At 63.1% G+C, this 19202-nt stretch carries 20 protein-coding genes and 1 pseudogene; 18 read left to right on the top strand and 3 right to left on the bottom strand.

What is annotated here, in order from left to right; all coding sequences use genetic code 11:
- Nucleotides 1–198: 198 nt before the first annotated feature.
- Nucleotides 199–1452 carry a L,D-transpeptidase family protein gene (locus NKJ32_RS14180; RefSeq protein WP_023674488.1) on the top strand — a complete coding sequence of 418 codons (1254 nt, stop codon included), beginning with the start codon at nt 199–201 and terminating at the stop codon, nt 1450–1452.
- Here NKJ32_RS14180 and NKJ32_RS14175 read toward each other — a convergent pair.
- A complete protein-coding gene (locus NKJ32_RS14175) occupies nt 1449–1586 on the bottom strand; it encodes a hypothetical protein (RefSeq protein ID WP_156937265.1) in 138 nt (45 codons plus the stop codon). The two genes, NKJ32_RS14180 and NKJ32_RS14175, sit on opposite strands and share 4 nt — an antisense overlap.
- Here NKJ32_RS14175 and NKJ32_RS14170 point away from each other — a divergent pair.
- The 13 genes from NKJ32_RS14170 to NKJ32_RS14110 all read left to right on the top strand — a co-directional run bounded on the left by NKJ32_RS14170 (nt 1581) and on the right by NKJ32_RS14110 (nt 14049).
- A complete protein-coding gene (locus tag NKJ32_RS14170) occupies nt 1581–3227 on the top strand; it encodes a Na+/H+ antiporter (protein WP_023674489.1) in 1647 nt (548 codons plus the stop codon). The two genes, NKJ32_RS14175 and NKJ32_RS14170, sit on opposite strands and share 6 nt — an antisense overlap.
- 116 nt (nt 3228–3343) lie before the next feature.
- Nucleotides 3344–4657 carry a serine hydroxymethyltransferase gene (glyA, locus tag NKJ32_RS14165; protein ID WP_352449301.1) on the top strand — a complete coding sequence of 438 codons (1314 nt, stop codon included), beginning with the start codon at nt 3344–3346 and terminating at the stop codon, nt 4655–4657.
- A 63-nt stretch (nt 4658–4720) separates the two neighbouring features.
- Entirely contained in the window at nt 4721–5299 is a 579-nt protein-coding gene (locus tag NKJ32_RS14160) for an invasion associated locus B family protein (protein ID WP_036238056.1), read from the top strand.
- A 152-nt stretch (nt 5300–5451) separates the two neighbouring features.
- Entirely contained in the window at nt 5452–5961 is a 510-nt protein-coding gene (nrdR, locus tag NKJ32_RS14155; protein ID WP_023674492.1) for a transcriptional regulator NrdR, read from the top strand.
- 2 nt (nt 5962–5963) lie between these two features.
- Nucleotides 5964–7094, top strand: a complete 1131-nt coding sequence (gene ribD, locus NKJ32_RS14150; RefSeq protein ID WP_352827879.1) for a bifunctional diaminohydroxyphosphoribosylaminopyrimidine deaminase/5-amino-6-(5-phosphoribosylamino)uracil reductase RibD — start codon at nt 5964–5966, stop codon at nt 7092–7094.
- Between the two features lie 30 nt (nt 7095–7124).
- Nucleotides 7125–7742 (top strand): riboflavin synthase, encoded by a 618-nt coding sequence (locus tag NKJ32_RS14145; protein WP_352590538.1) that lies wholly within the window; start codon nt 7125–7127, stop codon nt 7740–7742.
- A gap of 130 nt (nt 7743–7872) precedes the next feature.
- Nucleotides 7873–8367: a 6,7-dimethyl-8-ribityllumazine synthase gene (gene ribH, locus NKJ32_RS14140; protein WP_352449305.1), complete on the top strand. Its 495-nt coding sequence runs from the start codon at nt 7873–7875 to the stop codon at nt 8365–8367.
- Nucleotides 8364–8864: a transcription antitermination factor NusB gene (nusB, locus tag NKJ32_RS14135; RefSeq protein ID WP_352449306.1), complete on the top strand. Its 501-nt coding sequence runs from the start codon at nt 8364–8366 to the stop codon at nt 8862–8864. The genes ribH and nusB overlap by 4 nt, the downstream gene beginning before the upstream one ends.
- Nucleotides 8861–10078, top strand: coding sequence for an MFS transporter (locus tag NKJ32_RS14130; protein ID WP_352590543.1), 1218 nt, complete (start codon nt 8861–8863; stop codon nt 10076–10078). Before nusB ends, NKJ32_RS14130 begins: the two co-directional genes overlap by 4 nt.
- 159 nt (nt 10079–10237) lie before the next feature.
- Nucleotides 10238–11149 (top strand): glycine betaine ABC transporter substrate-binding protein OsmF, encoded by a 912-nt coding sequence (gene osmF, locus NKJ32_RS14125; RefSeq protein ID WP_352827876.1) that lies wholly within the window; start codon nt 10238–10240, stop codon nt 11147–11149.
- A gap of 43 nt (nt 11150–11192) precedes the next feature.
- Nucleotides 11193–12368: an ABC transporter permease gene (locus NKJ32_RS14120; RefSeq protein ID WP_352590549.1), complete on the top strand. Its 1176-nt coding sequence runs from the start codon at nt 11193–11195 to the stop codon at nt 12366–12368.
- Nucleotides 12365–13303, top strand: coding sequence for an ABC transporter ATP-binding protein (locus tag NKJ32_RS14115; protein WP_023674500.1), 939 nt, complete (start codon nt 12365–12367; stop codon nt 13301–13303). Before NKJ32_RS14120 ends, NKJ32_RS14115 begins: the two co-directional genes overlap by 4 nt.
- Nucleotides 13300–14049, top strand: a complete 750-nt coding sequence (locus NKJ32_RS14110) for an ABC transporter permease (protein ID WP_352746346.1) — start codon at nt 13300–13302, stop codon at nt 14047–14049. The genes NKJ32_RS14115 and NKJ32_RS14110 overlap by 4 nt, the downstream gene beginning before the upstream one ends.
- A 27-nt stretch (nt 14050–14076) precedes the next feature.
- Here the strand turns inward: NKJ32_RS14110 and NKJ32_RS14105 are convergent, their stop codons facing one another.
- A complete protein-coding gene (locus NKJ32_RS14105; protein ID WP_023674502.1) occupies nt 14077–14310 on the bottom strand; it encodes a hypothetical protein in 234 nt (77 codons plus the stop codon).
- A gap of 79 nt (nt 14311–14389) precedes the next feature.
- Here NKJ32_RS14105 and NKJ32_RS14100 point away from each other — a divergent pair.
- Both NKJ32_RS14100 and NKJ32_RS14095 read left to right on the top strand, forming a co-directional pair.
- Nucleotides 14390–14882 (top strand): annotated as a pseudogene (locus tag NKJ32_RS14100) (DUF2165 family protein).
- Between the two features lie 255 nt (nt 14883–15137).
- A complete protein-coding gene (locus NKJ32_RS14095; RefSeq protein WP_352590555.1) occupies nt 15138–17279 on the top strand; it encodes a sodium-translocating pyrophosphatase in 2142 nt (713 codons plus the stop codon).
- Nucleotides 17280–17403: 124 nt separating this feature from the next.
- On the opposite strand, the gene NKJ32_RS14090 is transcribed toward NKJ32_RS14095, so the two are convergent.
- Nucleotides 17404–17937: an outer membrane protein assembly factor BamE gene (locus NKJ32_RS14090; RefSeq protein WP_352590558.1), complete on the bottom strand. Its 534-nt coding sequence runs from the start codon at nt 17935–17937 to the stop codon at nt 17404–17406.
- A 114-nt stretch (nt 17938–18051) separates the two neighbouring features.
- Between NKJ32_RS14090 and NKJ32_RS14085 the strand changes: the two genes are divergently transcribed.
- Together NKJ32_RS14085 and NKJ32_RS14080 are read left to right on the top strand one after the other, a co-directional pair.
- Nucleotides 18052–18591, top strand: a complete 540-nt coding sequence (locus tag NKJ32_RS14085; protein ID WP_352590561.1) for a ubiquinol-cytochrome C chaperone family protein — start codon at nt 18052–18054, stop codon at nt 18589–18591.
- A gap of 40 nt (nt 18592–18631) precedes the next feature.
- Nucleotides 18632–19180 (top strand): YceD family protein, encoded by a 549-nt coding sequence (locus NKJ32_RS14080; protein ID WP_352456592.1) that lies wholly within the window; start codon nt 18632–18634, stop codon nt 19178–19180.
- Nucleotides 19181–19202: the final 22 nt, after the last annotated feature.

Here is a 19202-nt window from a genome sequence, read left to right as displayed (position 1 = left end):
CCATATTCCAATGGAACCGAAGATGCGGGTGATGCTGGGGCCAAAGCCGTGCATTTGTCCTGTGCTCAAGTCACTTCCCATGTGGTTTTACACCGAAGTGATGCGGGCCATGGTTGGCTAATTGTTAAGAAGCCAACTCTAGAGTGCGGGCGAGACCGCCCGGTGGGTTGAATTGTAGCAAGAATGTCTGGAACGTCCATGAGAACCAGCCGCCGTTTCTTCCTTTCAGGAGCCTCCGCGCTCGCAGCCGCAATGGTCGCCGGCCGCGCCAGTGCGCAGGATGTGATCGGGGATATCCTGAAATCCTCGGCGCGCGGCAATTGGGACGACCAATTCGATGCGCGTGCCAGCGAAGGCGGCAAGGTTGCCTCGACGCTGCCGATCTTCAGCCTGCAGACGGTGTCCTTCACCGAGCAGGCGATCATGCAGTATCAGAATATCGTCGCGCAAGGCGGCTGGGAGCAGGTTCCAGACACCAAGAAGCTGCAGCTTGGCGTCGAGGATCCCGATGTGGTGCCGCTGCGCAGGCGCTTGATGATATCGGGCGATCTGGCGCAGAGCGCCGGGCTCTCGGAAGCGTTCGATTCTTACGTCGACTCGGCGCTCAAGCGCTTCCAGTTGCGTCACGGCTTGCCGGCCGACGGAACCACGGGCAAATATACTTTCGCGGCAATGAACGTGTCGGCGCCGGTTCGGCTTGGTCAGCTGCAGACCAATCTGCAACGGCTGCGTGAGCGGGCCGGCACGCTTGGCAACCGCTATGTTCTGGTCGACATCCCGGCGGCGCAGATCGAGGCAGTCGAGAACGACCGCGTTGTGCTGCGCCACACCGCAATCGTCGGCAAGATCGATCGCCAGACGCCGATCGTCAATTCCAAGATCAACGAAATCATCGTCAATCCGTACTGGAACGCGCCGGTCTCGATCGTGCGCAAGGACATCATTCCGCTGATGCGGAAGGACCCCAACTATCTCAAGGATAGCCATATCCGCCTGTTTGCGCCGGACGGCAGCGAGGTCGACCCAATGACGGTCGACTGGTCGACCGACGATGCCGCCAAATACCGCTTCCGCCAGGATCCCGGTTCCGGCAACGCGATGGCCTCGGTCAAGATCAATTTCCCCAGCCCGGACGGCGTCTACATGCACGACACGCCGCAGCAGAGCCTGTTCGGCAAGCTGATGCGCTTCGATTCCTCTGGCTGCGTGCGGGTCCAGAACGTGCGCGACCTCGTCACCTGGATTCTGCGCGACACACCGGGCTGGGATCGCCAGCATTTCGAGGCGGCGATCAAGACCGGGGAGAACACGCCGGTGCAGGTCACCAATCCGGTGCCGGTTTATTTTCTCTACGTCTCGGCCTGGTCGACAGGGCCGGGCGTGGTCCAGTTCCGTGACGACATTTACGGCCTCGACGGAGCCAACGAGCTGCAGATCACATCCGCGCTCTAAGCAGCTGAGTTCATTTGCAAAAGGCCGCCGGAAGGGCGGCCTTTTTCGTTGCCGAGTCTTTCGCGGCAAGCTTTGCTGGACTGATCGCCGGCAAAAGAACGCGCGGCGCCGTATTCGGAAATCGCATCATGCATGTCGCAATGTTCATTCTGGTCGTGCTTATCTTCGTCGCCGTTTCGGGCGCGCTGGTCCGGCCGGTGCGGGTTCCGCTACCTGTGCTGCAGATCGCCATCGGCGCGGCACTGGCTTGGCCGGTGCGCGGAATGCATGTCGAGATCGATCCCGAGCTGTTTCTGCTGGTGTTCATCCCACCGCTGCTGTTCAGCGACGCCTATGGTGCGCCCAAGCGCGAACTGATCGCGCTGCGCGGGCCGATCCTCGACCTCGCCATCGGGCTGGTCTTCTTCACCATTGTCGGCTTCGGCTACGCTTTGCACTGGCTTGTCCCGAGCATCCCGCTCGTCGTCGCTTTCGCACTTGCTGCGGTGCTGTCCCCGACGGATGCGGTGGCCGTCTCCTCGATCGTCGACAAGAGCCTGGTCCCGGCTCGGCTGATGCACATCCTGGAGGGCGAGGCGCTGCTCAACGATGCGTCGGGCCTCGTGATGTTCCGCTTTGCGGTGGCAGCTGCCTTGACCGGCAGCTTCTCCTTCGTCGCGGCGTCCGTGACTTTCCTCTATGCCGTCGCTGCCGGCATCCTGGCCGGCGTGGCTGCCTTGTTCGTCGCCGCCAAGGCGCTGCAATTGCTGAACCGTATCGGCGGCGTGCCGGCCGAGGTGCAGGTGCTGGTCATGGTCCTGCTGCCGTTCATCGCCTATCTCGGCGCCGAGAATGTCGGCGCCTCGGGCATTCTGGCGGCGGTCACGGCCGGAGTGCTCACCGGCGGCTCCGGGATTTTCCGCTTTCTCGGCGTCTCGGCACGCATACAGACCGTATCGCTGTGGACGACGCTATCCTTCGTCTTCAACGGCGCGCTGTTCATCCTGCTCGGGTTGCAGCTTCCCGAAATCATCGGCAACGTGCCGCCTGAGCTCGGCAGCCGCTATCCGGTCATCCAGCCAATCGCCACGGTGGTCGCGCTGACACTATGCCTGATCGGGCTGCGCTTCCTGTGGATCTGGGTCGGCGACATTGCGACGCGCGTCTCAGCGCGATTACGCGAGCAGAAGGCCGAGCCGTTCGGGCTGCGCGTTCGGATCGCCGGCTCTGTTGCCGGCGTGCGCGGCGCCATCACGCTGGCCGGCATCCTGTCGCTGCCGCTCGCCATGCCGAATGGTTCGCCCTTTCCGGCGCGCGACGTGGTGATCTTCCTCGCCGCAGGCGTCATCATCTGCTCATTGCTCATTGCCAGCCTTGCCTTACCCAAGGTGGCACGAGGGCTGGTCGAGCCGGGCGAGGATCCTGGCGCTGCCGAGGAGCGTCTTGCGCGCGTGGGCGCGGCCAAGGCCGCCATCGCCCGCATCGAGAGCATGGCCGGCGCGACCGACGGCGATGAAGGGGAAACACCCGGCGCCCGGCTTGCCACCGCCGACAGCATCGTCGCCGGCTACCGTCGCCGCATCGCTGCCTCCGACGAAGCCGACGAGGCGCGCGCCGAGGCCCGCGAGGCCGGACGGCTGGAACTCGAATTGAGGCTGGCGGGCATTGAGGCCGAACGCGCAGCGGTTCGCGCAATGTTTCGCAGCGGCCAGATTAACGACCATACGATGCAGGCGCTGTTCACCGAGATCACGCTCACCGAGGCCCTGCTGAAGGGCCGGCAGGCAAGGAAATAGAGGCTGCCAGTCTCTCTGGCGCAATCCGGCCAGCAAATTTCGCGCTGCAAACGTGGCGGGCCGAAAGCAACTGTGTTAATGGCGCGACAGACCCCGAACCTTGAGGATTTCAACCCATGGCAACAGCAGCGGCAGTGTCGAACAAATTCGAATCCTTTTTCGAAACCACGCTTGCCGATGCCGACCCCGAGATTTTCGGCGCAATCCGCAACGAACTCGGCCGCCAGCGCCACGAGATCGAGCTGATTGCCTCGGAAAATATCGTCTCGCGTGCCGTGCTCGAGGCACAGGGGTCGATCATGACCAACAAATATGCCGAGGGCTATCCGGGCAAGCGCTACTATGGCGGCTGCCAATTCGTCGATGTCGCCGAGGAACTGGCCATCGAACGCGCGAAAAAGCTGTTCGGCTGCAACTTCGCCAACGTCCAGCCGAATTCCGGCAGCCAGATGAACCAGGCGGTGTTCCTGGCGTTGCTGCAGCCCGGCGACACCTTCATGGGCCTCGACCTCAATTCCGGCGGACACCTGACACATGGCTCGCCGGTCAATATGAGCGGCAAATGGTTCAAGGTCGTCTCCTATGGCGTGCGCCGGGACGATCATCTGCTCGACATGGATGCGATCGAGAAGACCGCCCATGAGACCAGGCCGAAATTGATCCTGGCCGGCGGCACAGCCTATTCACGTGTCTGGGACTGGAAGCGTTTTCGCGAGATCGCCGATTCGATCGGTGCCTATCTGATGGTCGACATGGCTCACATCGCCGGCCTGGTCGCCGGCGGCATGCATCCGTCGCCGCTGCCGCATGCCCATGTGGTCACCACCACGACGCACAAATCGCTGCGCGGGCCGCGCGGCGGCATGATCCTTTGCAATGACGAGGATATTGCCAAGAAGATGAATTCGGCCGTCTTCCCCGGCCTGCAGGGTGGACCGCTGATGCATGTGATCGCCGCAAAGGCGGTGGCTCTGGGCGAGGCGCTGAAGCCGAGCTTCAAGATCTATGCGGAGAGCGTCGTCGCCAATGCCAAGGCGCTGGCCTCCAGTCTGCAGGAAACCGGTCTCGACATCGTCTCCGGCGGCACCGACAACCATCTGATGTTGGTCGACCTGCGTCCCAAGAACGCCACCGGCAAGCGCGCCGAGGCTGCCCTTGGCCGCGCCAACATCACCTGCAACAAGAACGGCATCCCCTTCGATCCGGAAAAGCCTTTCGTGACATCGGGCGTTCGGCTCGGCACGCCGGCCGGCACCACGCGCGGCTTCGGTCAGGCCGAGTTCCGCGAGATCGGCAAGCTGATCGCCGAAGTGCTGGATGGGCTGAAGGTCGCCAATTCCGACGAGGGCAATGCGGCCGTCGAGGCGACCGTGAAGGCCAAGGTGGCGGCATTGACCGATCGTTTTCCGCTTTACCCGTATCTTGGTTGACCGACGCGGAGTGTCGCCCGTGACAACTCCGGTGCGACAGCAAGGCAACTGCGGAGAAGCTTAATGATGCAAACTTTCCGTTTCGCCGGCTTTGGTGCCTTGCTGGCATCGGCTATTCTGCAGCTGTCCGGCCGCGCCTTGGCGCAGACCGAGCCAACCCCGGCAACACCCAAGACAGAGACCTTCGGCAGGTGGTCCACCACGATGGACGAGGTCAACACCGGTGAGGATGTGCGCAAGACCTGCGCCGCGTCGACGGTCTTTTTCGACGCAAACGGCACCAGCGGCACCCTTACACTGGCCATCTCGAATGGCGACGTATTGCCACCCGATGGTTATCCGAGCCTCATCATCGCCGTGAGAAACAGTGACTTGCCCAAGGGCGATAACATCCCGGTGGTGTTCCGGGACGTCAACGACAAGATCAAGGCCGGTTTTCGTCTTATCGCCGACGGACAGTGGATGATAGACAACAAGTCCGAGACCACGCTCGCGGTACTGCGCGCCATGCGCCGCACCAGCGCCCTCGATGTCAGCTTCGCCGACAAGCCGGTCGCGACCATATCGATGGACGGCTTCACCAAGGCCTATCGCTATCTCGGCACGTCTTGCGGCTTCCCGACCGGCGACGTCGCGCCCTGATTGGCGGACCGCTGTCAACTGATTGCCGCTCTCGCAATTTTCCTCGCGCCTCGCTATCTCTGAGACGCGATCGGTCATCGGCCATACTTTGCCACGGCGGCAAAAACCTCTAAGCCTTTCGCTCCACGAGAATCGCGAACCGAAGGCTCTCCATGCGCTGCCCTTATTGCCAGTCCGAAGATACGCAGGTGAAGGATTCTCGCCCCGCCGAAGACGGCGCGGCGATCCGCAGGCGGCGCGTCTGCCCGGATTGCGGCGGCCGCTTCACCACTTTCGAGCGGGTACAACTGCGCGATCTCGTCGTGGTGAAGAAGTCTGGACGCAAGGTGCCGTTCGACCGCGACAAGTTGCTGCGCTCTGTCGAGATCGCGGTACGCAAGCGCAATGTCGACCCGGAACGTATCGATCGGGCGGTGACCGGCATCGTGCGCCAGCTCGAAAGCTCGGGCGAGACCGAGGTGGCCTCGGGGGAAGTCGGCCGGCTGGTCATGGAAGCACTTAAGTCGCTCGATGATGTCGCCTATGTGCGCTTTGCCTCCGTCTACCGCAATTTCCGCGAGGCCAAGGATTTCCACGACGTGTTGGGCGAACTCAAAGGCGACGAGCTCAAAACCGACGAGCCCAGGGGCGAAGAGCTGAAGAGCGAAGAGGACGCCAGCTGAGCATGGCAGGGTCCGAACGCAGCACGGCTGAGCAAGAGGTCCTCGATCGCCGCTATATGGCGGCAGCCCTCAGGCTGTCGCGCAAGAATGCCGGGCGGACCTCGACCAACCCTTCCGTCGGCACGCTGATCGTGCGCGATGACGGCGACGGGCCGATGATCGTCGGCAGCGGCGTCACCGCCGTCGGCGGCCGGCCGCATGCCGAGACCGAGGCTTTGGCAGAGGCCGGCGAACTGGCGCGCGGCGCCACCGCCTATGTAACGCTGGAGCCCTGCGCCCATCACGGCCGCACGCCGCCTTGCGCCAATGCGCTGGTCAGTGCCGGCGTGGCGCGTGTGGTCGGCGCTGCCAGCGATCCGGACCCGCGTGTTTCCGGCAAGGGCTATGCAATCTTGCGTGCCGCCGGCGTCGAAGTGGTGGAAAAAGTGTTGGCGGCCGAGGCCGCGGAGCAGATGGCCGGCTATTTAATTCGATCTCTGAAAAAACGCCCGGAAGTGATCCTGAAACTTGCGCTTTCGAGCGACAACAAGATCGGCGTGAAAGGCGAGGGACAGGTCTCCATCACCGGCGATCTTGCGCGGCGCGAAGTCTATCTGATGCGCGCCGAAGCCGATGGCATATTGATCGGCATCGGCACGGCACTGGAGGACGATCCGGCGCTGACGGTTCGGCTTCCGGGACTGGAGAGCCGTTCGCCGGCGCGCATCGTACTCGACCGTCAGATCAGGCTACCCGAGACTTCGAAACTGGTCGCCGGCGTCAACCGTGTGCCGCTCTATGTCGCTGCCTGCGCCGAGGCCGATCCGCACCGGCGCGCCGCGCTCGAACGCACCGGCGTGCGCTTTATCGGCACTGAGACGTATGAAGGCGATATTGCGTTGCCGGAACTGCTCGAGGATCTGGCGGCGCTCGGCATGGCCAGCGTGCTGGTCGAGGGCGGCGCCGAGGTGGCCAAGGCGTTCCTTGAGGAAGGCCTAGTCGACCGCATCGTGCTGTTTCAGGGGCCGGATGCGATCGGCGGGGACGGCATTGCATCGCCGGTCGATGCCAACAATATCCCGCCGGGATTTCGCAAATTGCGCAACATGCGTTTCGGCGAAGATACATATGCGGAATGGATAAGAGACATCTAGGACCGAACTGATGTTCACGGGGCCAAACTAATGTTCACTGGAATCGTCACCGATGTCGGCACCGTCGCTGCCGTGATGCCGCTCAGGGAAGGCGTCGGTTTGCGTATCGACACCGCTTACGATCCGCAGACCATTGCCATCGGCGCCTCGATTTCCTGCGGCGGCGTCTGCCTGACGGTGACGGGATTGCCGGAAGACGGCGCCAACGCACGCTGGTTCGAGGTCGAGGCCTGGGAAGAAGCACTCAGGCTGACGACCGCGATGGGCTGGAAATCCGGCACGCGCATCAACCTGGAGCGGGCGCTGAAGATCGGCGACGAGCTTGGCGGCCATATCGTTTCAGGCCATGTCGACGGCATGGCCGAGATCGTGGGGCGCAAGGAGGAAGGCGACGCCGTTCGCTTCACCCTGGATGCACCGCGCGACCTGGCAAAATTCATCGCGCCCAAGGGTTCCGTCGCACTCGACGGCACTTCGCTCACCGTCAACAAGGTCGAAGGCAGCCGCTTCGACGTGCTGTTGATCCACCACTCGCTGACGGTCACCACCTGGGGCGAACGCCAGGTCGGCGATCGCGTCAATCTCGAGATCGACACCATGGCCCGCTACGCGGCGCGACTGGTGGAGGCGGCTAAAGAGGGGCTTTGAGGCGCTCGTCCATAAAGCCCATTCCCTGATGCGACCGCCGCCGAGTTGGCCTTGAAAGTTCCTTCGGCAATCTTCCGCTTGCGATCAAACCGGCTTCGGCCTAAGTCACCGGCGATCCCCGGAGACATCTATGGCAGGCACATCCCAACACGGCAAAGCGTTCATCCGTCCGAAGAAGAAGGCCCACCTTCTTGTCATCGAGGCGCGCTTTCACGACGACCTTGCCGACGCGTTGCTCGAAGGCGCGACAAAGGCCCTCGAGGAAGCGGGCGCGACATACGATGTCGTCACTGTTCCGGGCTCGCTCGAAATCCCGGCGGTGATTTCCTTCGCGCTCGACGGTGCCTCCGAAGGCGGGACGAACTATGACGGCTTCGTCGCCCTCGGCACAGTGGTCCGCGGCGACACCTATCATTTCGATATCGTCGCCAATGAATCCAGCCGTGCCCTGATGGACCTGTCCGTGCAGGATGCAGTCTGCATCGGCAACGGCATCCTGACCACCGAAAACGACGAACAGGCATGGACGCGAGCAAGACGTTCGGAAGGCGACAAGGGCGGCTTTGCGGCGCGTGCGGCGCTGACCATGATCGCTCTAAAGGAACAGCTGGGAGAGCGAACGTGAGCGAACCCGCTTCGCCCGGCCAGCCTGCGGTTCGCCATGCCAACAAGCGCGGTGCTGCCCGTCTGGCCGCCGTGCAGGCGCTCTACCAGATGGACGTCGCCGGCAGCGGTGTGTTTGAGATCACCGCCGAATACGAGGCGTTCAGGCTCGGCAAGGAAGTCGATGGCGCGCTCTATCGCGAAGCCGATGCGCAATGGTTTCGCGCCATTCTTGCCGGCGTTGTCGAGCACCAGAAGACCATCGATCCAGTCATCCGACAGGCGCTGACCGAGGACTGGCCTCTGTCGAGGCTCGATTCGACGTTGCGCGCCATATTGCGCGCCGGCGTCTACGAGCTGATGCAGCGCGAGGACGTGCCGGTGGCGGTCATCGTCTCCGAATATGTCGACATCGCCAAGGCATTTTACGAAGAAGACGAGCCGAAACTGGTCAATGCGGTGCTTGATCGCGTGTCGCGCCGGGTGCGTGGCGAGGGCCGGGGCAAGGACGCCTCATGACTGCTGTCGTCGCCGTTGAGGCGGGCAAGGAAGCGCGTCGCACCGCCTTCATCCTCGCAGCCTCGCAGGCGATCATCGGCTCGGCCGCACCCATCGCCATTTCCATGGGCGGATTGGCCGGGCAGTACCTGCTCGACGCTGACAAGTCGCTGGCAACCGCGCCGATCACCGGCTTCAATGTCGGCGTGGCGCTCGGTTCCCTGCCGGCCGCGGCGATCATCCGCCGGCTCGGCCAGCGCGACGGCTTCATGACCGGCACGGGGGTGACAGCGCTTGGCGGCCTGATCGCCACGTTGGCGCTGTTTCATGACAGCTTCTGGCTGTTCGCTTTCGGCTTGGCCGTGATCGGCATCGGGGGCGCCTTCGTCCAGCAATTCCGCTTTGCCGCCGCCGACAATGCTCCGCCTGAATTCAAGGCGCGTGCCATCTCCTTCGTGCTGGCCGGCGGCATCGTCACCGCCATACTCGGGCCGCAGATCGTCATCTTCACCGGCGATCTATTCTCGCCGGTGAAGTTTGCCGGCTCGTTTGCGTCCATCCTGGTGCTGGCGGCGGTCGGCGCCGCCATTCTCTCTTTGTTGCGTATCCCAGCCAAGGCAACCGAGAAGGTGGAAATTTCCGACAGCGACGCCCGGCCGCTCTCGGAAATCGTCACCAGGCCACGCTTCGTCGCGGCGTTGTTTTGCGCCATCGGCAGCTACGCACTGATGAGCTTCGTGATGACCGGCGCGCCTCTGGCCATGGTCGGCTGCGGCCTTTCGACCGACGACGCCACGCTCGGCATTTCCTGGCACGTCATGGCGATGTTCGCGCCGAGCTTCTTCACGGGGTCGCTGATCTATCGCTTCGGCGCTGAGCGGATCGTGGCCATCGGCCTGGTGCTGCTGATTGGCTGCGCCATAGTGGCGCTGTCAGGGTTGGCACTGTGGCAGTTCTGGACGGCGCTGATCCTGCTCGGCCTTGGCTGGAACTTCAGCTTCATCGGTGCCACCGCCATGGTGGCCGACAGCTACCAGTCATCCGAAAAAGGCAAGGTCCAGGGGTTCCACGATTTCGTCCTGTTCGGCTCCGTCGCCTTCGCCTCGCTGATGTCGGGGGCAGTCTACAATGCCTGGGGCTGGGAGATGTTGAACTGGATGATTTTCCCGGTCGTCGTGCTGTGCTTCGTGGCACTGGGCGTGTTGAAGATGACGGGCTTGCGCGCGGCCAACTGACGTCACCCTGTCGGGACGTCGCGGCAGCGGATTCACTCACATCCGAACAAAATTATTGCGCCCATCCCCCCTCTTATGAAACCGTGTACCCCGACGGGGCATCGAAGCCATGCTCATATGCGGCAGCCGTATTCCGGTTCACAGCAAGGGATTTGTGAGATGTTTTCAATCAAGATTCTGGCCGGCGCTGTACTGGCGCTCGGAATTGCGTTGGCCTCGGCGAGTGCCCAGGTGGTGGTGTCGTCGAAGATCGACACCGAGGGCGGTGTGCTCGGCAATATCATCCAGCTGGTGCTGAACGCCAATAATATCCAGACTACCGACCGTGTCCAGCTCGGCGGCACGCCCGTGGTACGCAAGGCGATTACAGCCGGCGAGATCGACATCTATCCGGAATACACCGGCAACGCCGCCTTCTTCTTCGAGAAGGCCGACGATCCGGTGTGGAAAGACGCCGCCAAGGCCTATGAGACTGCCAAGAAGCTCGACTACGACTCCAACAAGATCGTCTGGCTGTCACCGTCACCGGCCAACAACACCTGGGCGATCGCCCTGCGCAAGGAGGTCGCCGATACCAATAAGCTCGTCACCCTTTCCGACTTCGGCAAATATGTCTCGGGCGCCGGCAAGGTGGTGCTGGCGGCCTCCGCCGAGTTCGTCAATTCGGCGGCCGCGCTGCCCGCTTTCCAGAAGACCTATGGCTTCACGCTAAAGCCGGACCAGTTGATCACGCTGTCGGGCGGCGACACGGCGGCGACCATTGCCGCTGCGGCCAACCAGACCAACGGCGCCAACGCCGCCATGGTCTACGGCACCGACGGCGGCATCGCGCCCTCCGGCCTCGTCGTGCTTGAAGACGACAAGGGTGTGCAGCCGGTCTACCAGCCGGCGCCGATCATCCGCGAGGCGGTGCTGAAGGAGCATCCCGAGATCGAGACACTGCTGAAGCCGGTGTTCGCCAAGCTCGACCTTGTCACGCTGCAGGAGTTGAACGGCCGAGTGCAGGTCGGCGGCGAACCGGTCAAGGGCGTCGCCGAGGACTTTTTGAAAAAGAACGGCTTCCTCAAGTAAGGCGATTCCGGCGCGCCGCTTTCGAGGTGCGCCGGATCGGCCGATGGGGGAGGGCGTGCGCATCCGGTTCGACAAGCTCGGCGTGGTCATCGCGGCGATATCAGCCTATGCGGCTTTTGCGGCACCATTCGCCACCTTCCGCGCCAATCGCATTGTACCCGGCGAGGCGCGCTCGATCCTCGAATCTGTGCCTGCGACGGTCGGTCCGCTGTTGATGGCGATTGTTGTCGCAGCGGCGCTCATTGCGCTGCTGAAAACGCCGCTTGTTCTGCGCCTCGCCGCCAGTGTGGTTGCGCTTGCAGCGCTGGCGCTGCTGATCGGCGTCGCCGGCAGTTTCCTGACACCTGCCGGCAACACCTTCGCCCGTATCTCGCCGGCTTCGGGCTTTTGGCTGCTTATCTTCGCCTTCACGCTTCTGCTCGCCGACGTGCTTACGCGGCTGAACCTGTCGCCGCAGGCACGGATCGGCGTGCTTGTTGTCGCCGCCGCGGCGATCGGCCTGCTGCTCGTCTCGGGAAGCTGGAACAGCCTGTCGATCCTCAAGGAATATTTCAATCGCTCCGATAGTTTTTGGGCGGAAGGCTCCAAGCATGTGACGCTGGCGCTGGGTTCGCTGGCGGCAGCGGTGATCATCGGCCTGCCGCTCGGCATCCTCTGCCATCGCGTCGAGAAATTGCGGGCCGGCGTGCTCAACGTGCTGAATATCATCCAGACCATTCCTTCGATCGCGCTGTTCGGCCTCTTGATCGCACCGCTCGGCTGGGTCGCTTCGCATGTGCCGGGTGCTGCCGCGCTCGGCATTCGCGGCATCGGCACGGCGCCGGCTTTCGTCGCTTTGTTCCTCTATTCGCTGCTGCCGGTGGTGGCCAACACCGTGGTCGGCCTCGCCGGTGTGCCGCGTGCCGCCAACGACGCAGCGCGGGGCATGGGCATGACCGATCGCCAGCGGCTGTTCGGCGTCGAGTTTCCGCTGGCTTTCCCGGTGATCCTCACCGGCATCCGCATCGTGCTGGTGCAGAATATCGGCCTCGCCACGATTGCCGCGTTGATCGGCGGCGGCGGCTTTGGCGTGTTCGTATTCCAGGGGGTCGGCCAGACGGCGATGGACCTGGTGCTGCTCGGTGCTGTTCCCACGGTGGTGCTGGCCTTCGCCGCTGCCATCATCCTCGATGCAGTGATCGAAATGAGCGCCAGCAAGCGCAGGGTTGAAACGGCATGATCGAGATCGAAGGCATTACCAAGCGCTACGGCGAGACGACAGTCGTCGACGACGTGTCGATAGTAATCGAGCCGCGCAGCATCGCCGTCATCGTCGGCACCTCCGGCTCCGGCAAGACGACGCTGCTTCGCATGATCAACCGGCTGGTCGAGCCGACATCGGGCGTGATCAAGCTCGACGGCGTCGATAACCGCTCGGTCCCGGATTATGAGCTGCGTCGCAGCATCGGCTATGCCATCCAGGGCCACGGCCTGTTTCCGCATCGCACGGTGGCGCAGAACATCGCCACTGTGCCGGTATTGCTCGGCTGGGGCGCCAACCGCATCAAGGCCCGCGTCGACGAGCTGATGACGCTATACCAGCTCGACCCGCAAGCCTACGGGCCACGCTATCCGCATGAGCTTTCCGGCGGCCAGCAGCAGCGCGTCGGCGTCGCCCGGGCGCTTGCCGCGGAACCCAACGTGCTGTTGATGGATGAGCCGTTCGGCGCGCTCGACCCGATCATCCGCAACAAGGCGCAGGAGGATCTGCTGGCGATCCAGAAACGCTTCGGCACCACCATCATCCTCGTCACCCATGACATGGAAGAGGCCGTTCACATGGGCGACAAGATCGCGGTGATGGATGGCGGCAAAGTAGTGCAATATGCCGCGCCGGCCGAGATACTGGCGAAACCGGCCAGCGCGTTTGTCGAGACCCTGGTTGGCGCCAGTGAAAAACCGTTCCGGCTGTTGTCGCTTGGCCGGGTGCGCGACGCGGTGGAAAAAGGCACGGCCGAAGGCGAGGCGATCCCCGGTGACGCCAGCCAACGCGACGCGTTGGCCGAACTCCTGTGGTCGGGCCGCCCGGCACTTCCGGTGAAAGATTCTGACGGCAAATCGCTTGGCCGCGTCACTGTGGACGGGCTGGTTAAGCGTGCGGCGAGGCCGGCATGAAAGCCTGGCTTCCGTCGCTGCTCAGGCTGGCCTTGGTGGTAGTGCTTATTGCCTTCGTCACCAATCCCGGCTGGTTCGAACCGCTGCTGAAGCCGCTGACAGAGAACAACGCGCCGGTAATCTACAATCAGGGCAGCCTTTTGACGTTGACGCTGCTGCATCTGCGGACCGTGCTGATCGCGACGGTTGCCGCGACGATCGTTGCGGTCGCGCTCGCCATTCTGGTCACCAGGCCAGCCGGCGCCGAATTCCTGCCGCTGTCGCGCAGCCTGGTCAATATCGGCCAAACGTTTCCGCCGGTGGCGGTGCTGGCGCTTGCCGTGCCGGCCGTCGGCTTCGGCGAAAAGCCGACGCTGATTGCGCTGTTTCTCTACGGACTGCTGCCGATCTTTGAGAATGCGCTGACCGGCCTGACGACGCTGCCGGCCAACGTAGTCGAGGCGGCGCGTGGCGCCGGCATGACCGGCTGGCAAAGACTGGTCAAGGTCGAGCTGCCGCTCAGCGCGCCGATCATTCTCGGTGGTATCCGGCTGTCGGTGGTGATCAGCCTTGCCACCGCGACCATCGGCTCGACGGTAGCGGCGAGGACACTGGGCGAGGTGATCATCGCAGGCCTGCTGTCGAACAACCTCGCCTTCATCCTGCAGGGTGGCCTGATCGTCGCCGCCCTTGCCGTGCTGATCTATGACGGGCTGTCGGCGGTCGAGCGCTATACCGCCCGGCGCATGGGACGCGAGCCCGAGTAGCGTCTCGGGGCGAAGTTCGCTCTTTTTTCAGTGGCCGGTCGACCGCGTCGGATGATCGAGCGTCAGTTCCAGCGTTGTGCCCGTCTCGCCGGTGATCCAGCGGCGGCGGATGATGGCGAAATCGTGCTGTGTGTCGGCTCTAACCACAGAGACCAAGTCGCCCACCGCGCAATCACTGTCGAGATCGAGGGCTTCGACAGTCTCGGCAATGTCTTGCTTGCCGGCATAATGTCTCGCAATGGCTGTGAGCACGATGATCACTGGCCCACCCGTTGCGCGATCTTCGGGACTCGGCGATTGATGAGTGTGATGCCCCGATCTTTCAGCAGGAGTTCTTGCCATGACCGCGCGTTTCTCCAAGATCGTCATGTGTTTGTGTCTGGCGGCTTTCGCCTGCCTCGTCGCCTTCGGCAACATCACCGATTACGGCTCAAACTTCGCCTTTGTCCAGCATGTGCTGAGCATGGACACGACCTTTCCCGGCAATGCACTGATGTACCGCTCGATCACCAACCCGTCGCTGTGGACGGCTGGCTACTGGCTGATCATCATTGGCGAGGCGCTGACCTGCCTGCTTTACCGCCTGGCAACTCTGGCAGGCGCGCAACGCCAGCGGACAGGCTTTCAACGATGCCAAGAAGTTCGCCATCATTGCCGCCACAATGGGCTTCCTCGTTTGGTATTTCGGCTTGACGGTCGTTGGCGGCGAGTGGTTCGCCATGTGGCAGTCTTCGATTTGGAATGTTCAGGAGGCGGCGTTCAAATTCTACATGACCATGCTGGTGGTGCTGGTCTTCGTCGTCCAGCCGGACGGCGACCCGCGTAAAGCCTGACCGCCGTTCGTCGATTTCAACCGATCTAACCGGATGGCACTGTCGACAGGCGCACACTGCCGTCCAGCCTTTTGGACGAAACCCGGGATCTTTTGGGCGAAAGCCGGACAGGAACGGAACAATATCTTGACGTTCCGAGCCCTGTTTCGCATAAGCCGCTGCGAAGGGACGGATTCCGGTTGCGGAAAATTCGTCCCCTGTCTCAACGGCCCGGGGAGGGGTTCTTTTGGGCCACCAATCGAGGAAAATTCGGCAATGACCATACTTTCAGCTGTCATCGCCTGCGGTCTGCTTTCAGTCCTTTACGCCATCTGGGCGACACGTTCGGTCCTCGCGGCCGATCAGGGCAATGCACGCATGCAGGAAATTTCCGCGGCCATCCGCGAAGGCGCGCAGGCCTATCTGGCGCGCCAGTACACCACTATCGCCATCGTCGGCGTCGTGGTCCTGCTGCTCGCCTGGTGGCTGCTTTCGATCACCGCCGCCATCGGCTTCCTGATCGGCGCCGTTCTATCGGGCGCCGCTGGCTTCATCGGCATGCACGTCTCGGTGCGCGCCAATGTGCGCACCGCGCAGGCGGCTTCCAACAGCCTCGCTGCCGGCCTCGAGATCGCCTTCAAGTCGGGCGCCATCACTGGCATGCTGGTTGCTGGCCTGGCCCTGCTCGGCGTCTCGATCTACTACCTGATCCTGACCCAGTTCATGGGTCTGCAGCCCGACGATCGCGTCGTCATCGACTCGCTTGTTTCGCTCGGCTTCGGCGCCTCGCTGATCTCGATCTTCGCCCGTCTCGGCGGCGGCATCTTCACCAAGGGCGCCGACGTCGGCGGCGATCTCGTCGGCAAGGTTGAAGCCGGCATTCCCGAGGACGATCCACGCAATCCGGCCACCATTGCCGACAATGTCGGCGACAATGTCGGCGATTGCGCCGGCATGGCCGCCGACCTGTTCGAGACCTATGCGGTGACCGTGGTCGCCACCATGGTCCTTGCCGCCATCTTCTTCGGTGGCACCGCCGTGCTCGGCGCGGCCATGCTCTATCCGCTGGCCATCTGCGGGGCCTGCATTCTCACCTCGATCGTCGGCACCTTCTTCGTCAAGCTCGGTTCCAGCGGCTCGATCATGGGCGCGCTCTACAAGGGCCTGATCGTCACCGGCCTGCTGTCAGTCGTCGGCCTTGCCGTCGCCACTTCGGCATGCGTCGGCTGGGGTGAGATCGGCACCGTCGCCGGCATGGCCATCACCGGCACCAACCTGTTCATCTGCGGCCTGGTCGGCCTTGTGGTGACCGGGCTCATCGTGGTGATCACCGAATATTATACCGGCACCAACAAGCGTCCGGTGAACTCCATCGCCCAGGCCTCGGTCACCGGTCACGGCACCAACGTCATCCAGGGCCTCGCGGTCTCGCTGGAAGCGACGGCGTTGCCGGCGATCGTCATCGTCGGCGGCATCATCTCGACATACCAGCTCGCCGGCCTCTACGGCACAGCGATCGCGGTGACGACGATGCTTGGCCTCGCCGGCATGATCGTCGCGCTCGATGCCTTCGGCCCGGTCACCGACAATGCCGGCGGCATTGCCGAAATGGCCGGCCTGCCCAAGGAAGTGCGCCAGTCCACAGACGCGCTCGACGCTGTCGGCAACACCACCAAGGCGGTAACCAAGGGCTACGCCATCGGTTCGGCCGGCCTCGGCGCGCTGGTGCTGTTCGCGGCCTACTCTAACGACCTGAAGTTCTTTGCCGCCAATGGCGACAAATACCCGTACTTCCAGGGCATGGGCGACGTCTCCTTCGACCTCTCCAATCCTTACGTCGTCGCCGGCCTGATCTTCGGTGGCCTGATCCCGTATCTGTTCGGCGGCATCGCCATGACCGCCGTCGGCCGCGCCGCGGGTGCTATCGTCCAGGAGGTGCGCAAGCAGTTCCGCGAGGATCCGGGCATCATGGCCGGCACCTCGAAGCCGAACTATGCGCGCGCCGTCGACCTTCTGACCAAGGCAGCGATCCGGGAGATGATCGTTCCGTCATTGCTGCCGGTGCTGGCGCCGCTGGTGGTCTATTTCGGCGTCCTCCTGATCTCCGGTTCGAAGGCATCCGCCTTTGCCGCGCTCGGCGCCTCGCTGCTCGGCGTCATCGTCAACGGCCTGTTCGTTGCCATCTCGATGACTTCCGGCGGCGGCGCCTGGGACAACGCCAAGAAATCGTTCGAAGATGGTTTCGTCGACAAGGACGGCCTCAAGCACCTCAAGGGCTCCGAAGCGCACAAGGCTTCGGTGACCGGCGACACGGTCGGCGATCCCTACAAGGATACTGCCGGCCCAGCGGTCAACCCGGCGATCAAGATCACCAACATCGTCGCGCTGCTGTTGCTGGCCGTTCTCGCGCACGGCTAAGCTCGGTCGCTATGGCCTTAAGACAAAAACCCGCGGGATCGCTCCCGCGGGTTTTTCATTGCCTGAGATATGCCGCTTACAGGGAAGCGAAAGGAACGGAAGGAAGCCGACACCCTCGGGTGGATCAGGTGCCGCCGAGCGTGCTGCCGCCGCTGGCGCCGGGAACACCAGGCGCCAGTTTGCTGGCGCCACTGATGATCTGGCTGAGGAAGTTCTGGTCCTTGCCGCCGGTCGGCGTGGTGCGCGAGATGAAGTCGAACACCTTGCCCTCCTTCAAGCCGTAATTGGCGATCTGGGTGACGCGCCCGTCATCGCCAAAATAGACCGCCAGCACATGTTGGTCGACCAGCCGCGGCTTGTCGAAGGCGACATAGCGCTTGCGCGTCTGAGAAATGTAATAAAAGGCCTCGTTATCGAAGGTCGCCTTCGTCGAGGGAGTGCCGAGCGCCAGCAGCACCTGTTCGCGGCTTGAGCCGACCGGCACCAGGTCGATCGCCTGCTGGTCGATGACGTAGCCTTGCGTCAGCGTCTCGCTCGGATTGAGATCGCCGATCATCTTGGACGAATTGCAGGCGGAAAGCGCCGCAGCGATCACCAGCAGCGAAACCGCACCGCCGGGCCTGGGCAGGAAAGTCGACTTGAATTTCAGCGCGCGCAACTACAACTCCATAAGCTGGCCGCAACTTGCGCTGGGCCGCAAAACCGGTAAACCAGCTTGCTTGCCGATGCAACAAGGCCACTTCAACAAACGGTCCCGGGAGACCACCCTCAAATGTTCCAGCGCCTCTTTGGCCACGAACGACATGCCAACCGCGCCATCACCGAGGCGCTTTACGCACAAATCGTGGCGGCGGCGCGGCAAACGGTGTTTTATTCCGCCTGGGACGTGCCGGACACGCCGCTCGGCCGCTTCGAGATGCTGTCGTTGCACATGTTCCTGTTCCAGCACCGGTTGCGCGGCGAGGGCGGTGCTGCGGCAGAGGTTGCGCAGGTGCTGATCGACGAGTTCTTCATGGATGTCGAACATTCGTTGCGTGAATTGGGCATTGGCGACGTCGGCGTGCCGAAGCGAATGCGGAAACTGGCGAAGATGTTCTATGGCCGTACCGCCGCCTATGATGATGCGCTGCAACGAAATGACCATGATGAACTCGCCGCCGCCCTTGCCCGCAATGTCAGGCCGGATGCCGGCGCCTGGCCGCAAGCGTCGCAATTGGCACTCTATGCCGCCGATGCATCAAGGCAACTCGCGGAACAGCCGACCGAATCGATCGTTTCCGGAACGGTGGCATTTCCCGTGGCCAACGCTTGAGCGACGGCAGGCCGATGAAGGCGGCGAAGTGGAGGCGAAGATGAAACACCCTGATACCCACAGCCCAGTGTCATTCCTGGCAAATGTCGCCCGGCTGCCGCAAAAGGGGCTGCCGGTGGTCATCGATGCCGACGCTGGGCAGCGCGCCCTGCTGGCCGTCGAGCACGAGCTGCTTTCGGTCGAGAACTATCGCGCCGAACTCCTGGTCGAGCCCTGGAAGCGCAACGGGGTGAAAGTCAGCGGCCATGTCGAGGCCGATATAACGCAGGCCTGCATCGTCACTCTCGACCCGGTCGAGGCGCATATCGATGAGCCGGTCGAAGCGCTGTTCCTGCCGGAGCAATCCAAGCTCGGGCGGCAAGGTTTCGACGGCGGCGGTGAGATCCTGCTCGACGCCGAAGGCCCGGACAGCCCGGAAACCTTTTCCGGCGATGCGATCGACGTCGGGGCGCTTGCCGAGCAGTTCTTTGGCTTGGCGATCGATCCATATCCGCGCAAGCCGGGTGTATCGCTGGAGGCCGCCGGCGATGCCGAGCCTGTGGAGAATGAATTCCAGCAAAAGCTCAGATCACTGTTGGGAAAATCCTGATAGCTGACCCAATTTGAGAAAA

The organism is Mesorhizobium sp. M0159 (assembly GCF_040322295.1).
GTDB lineage: Bacteria > Pseudomonadota > Alphaproteobacteria > Rhizobiales > Rhizobiaceae > Mesorhizobium.
This window is presented reverse-complemented; position numbering and strand designations above follow the sequence as displayed.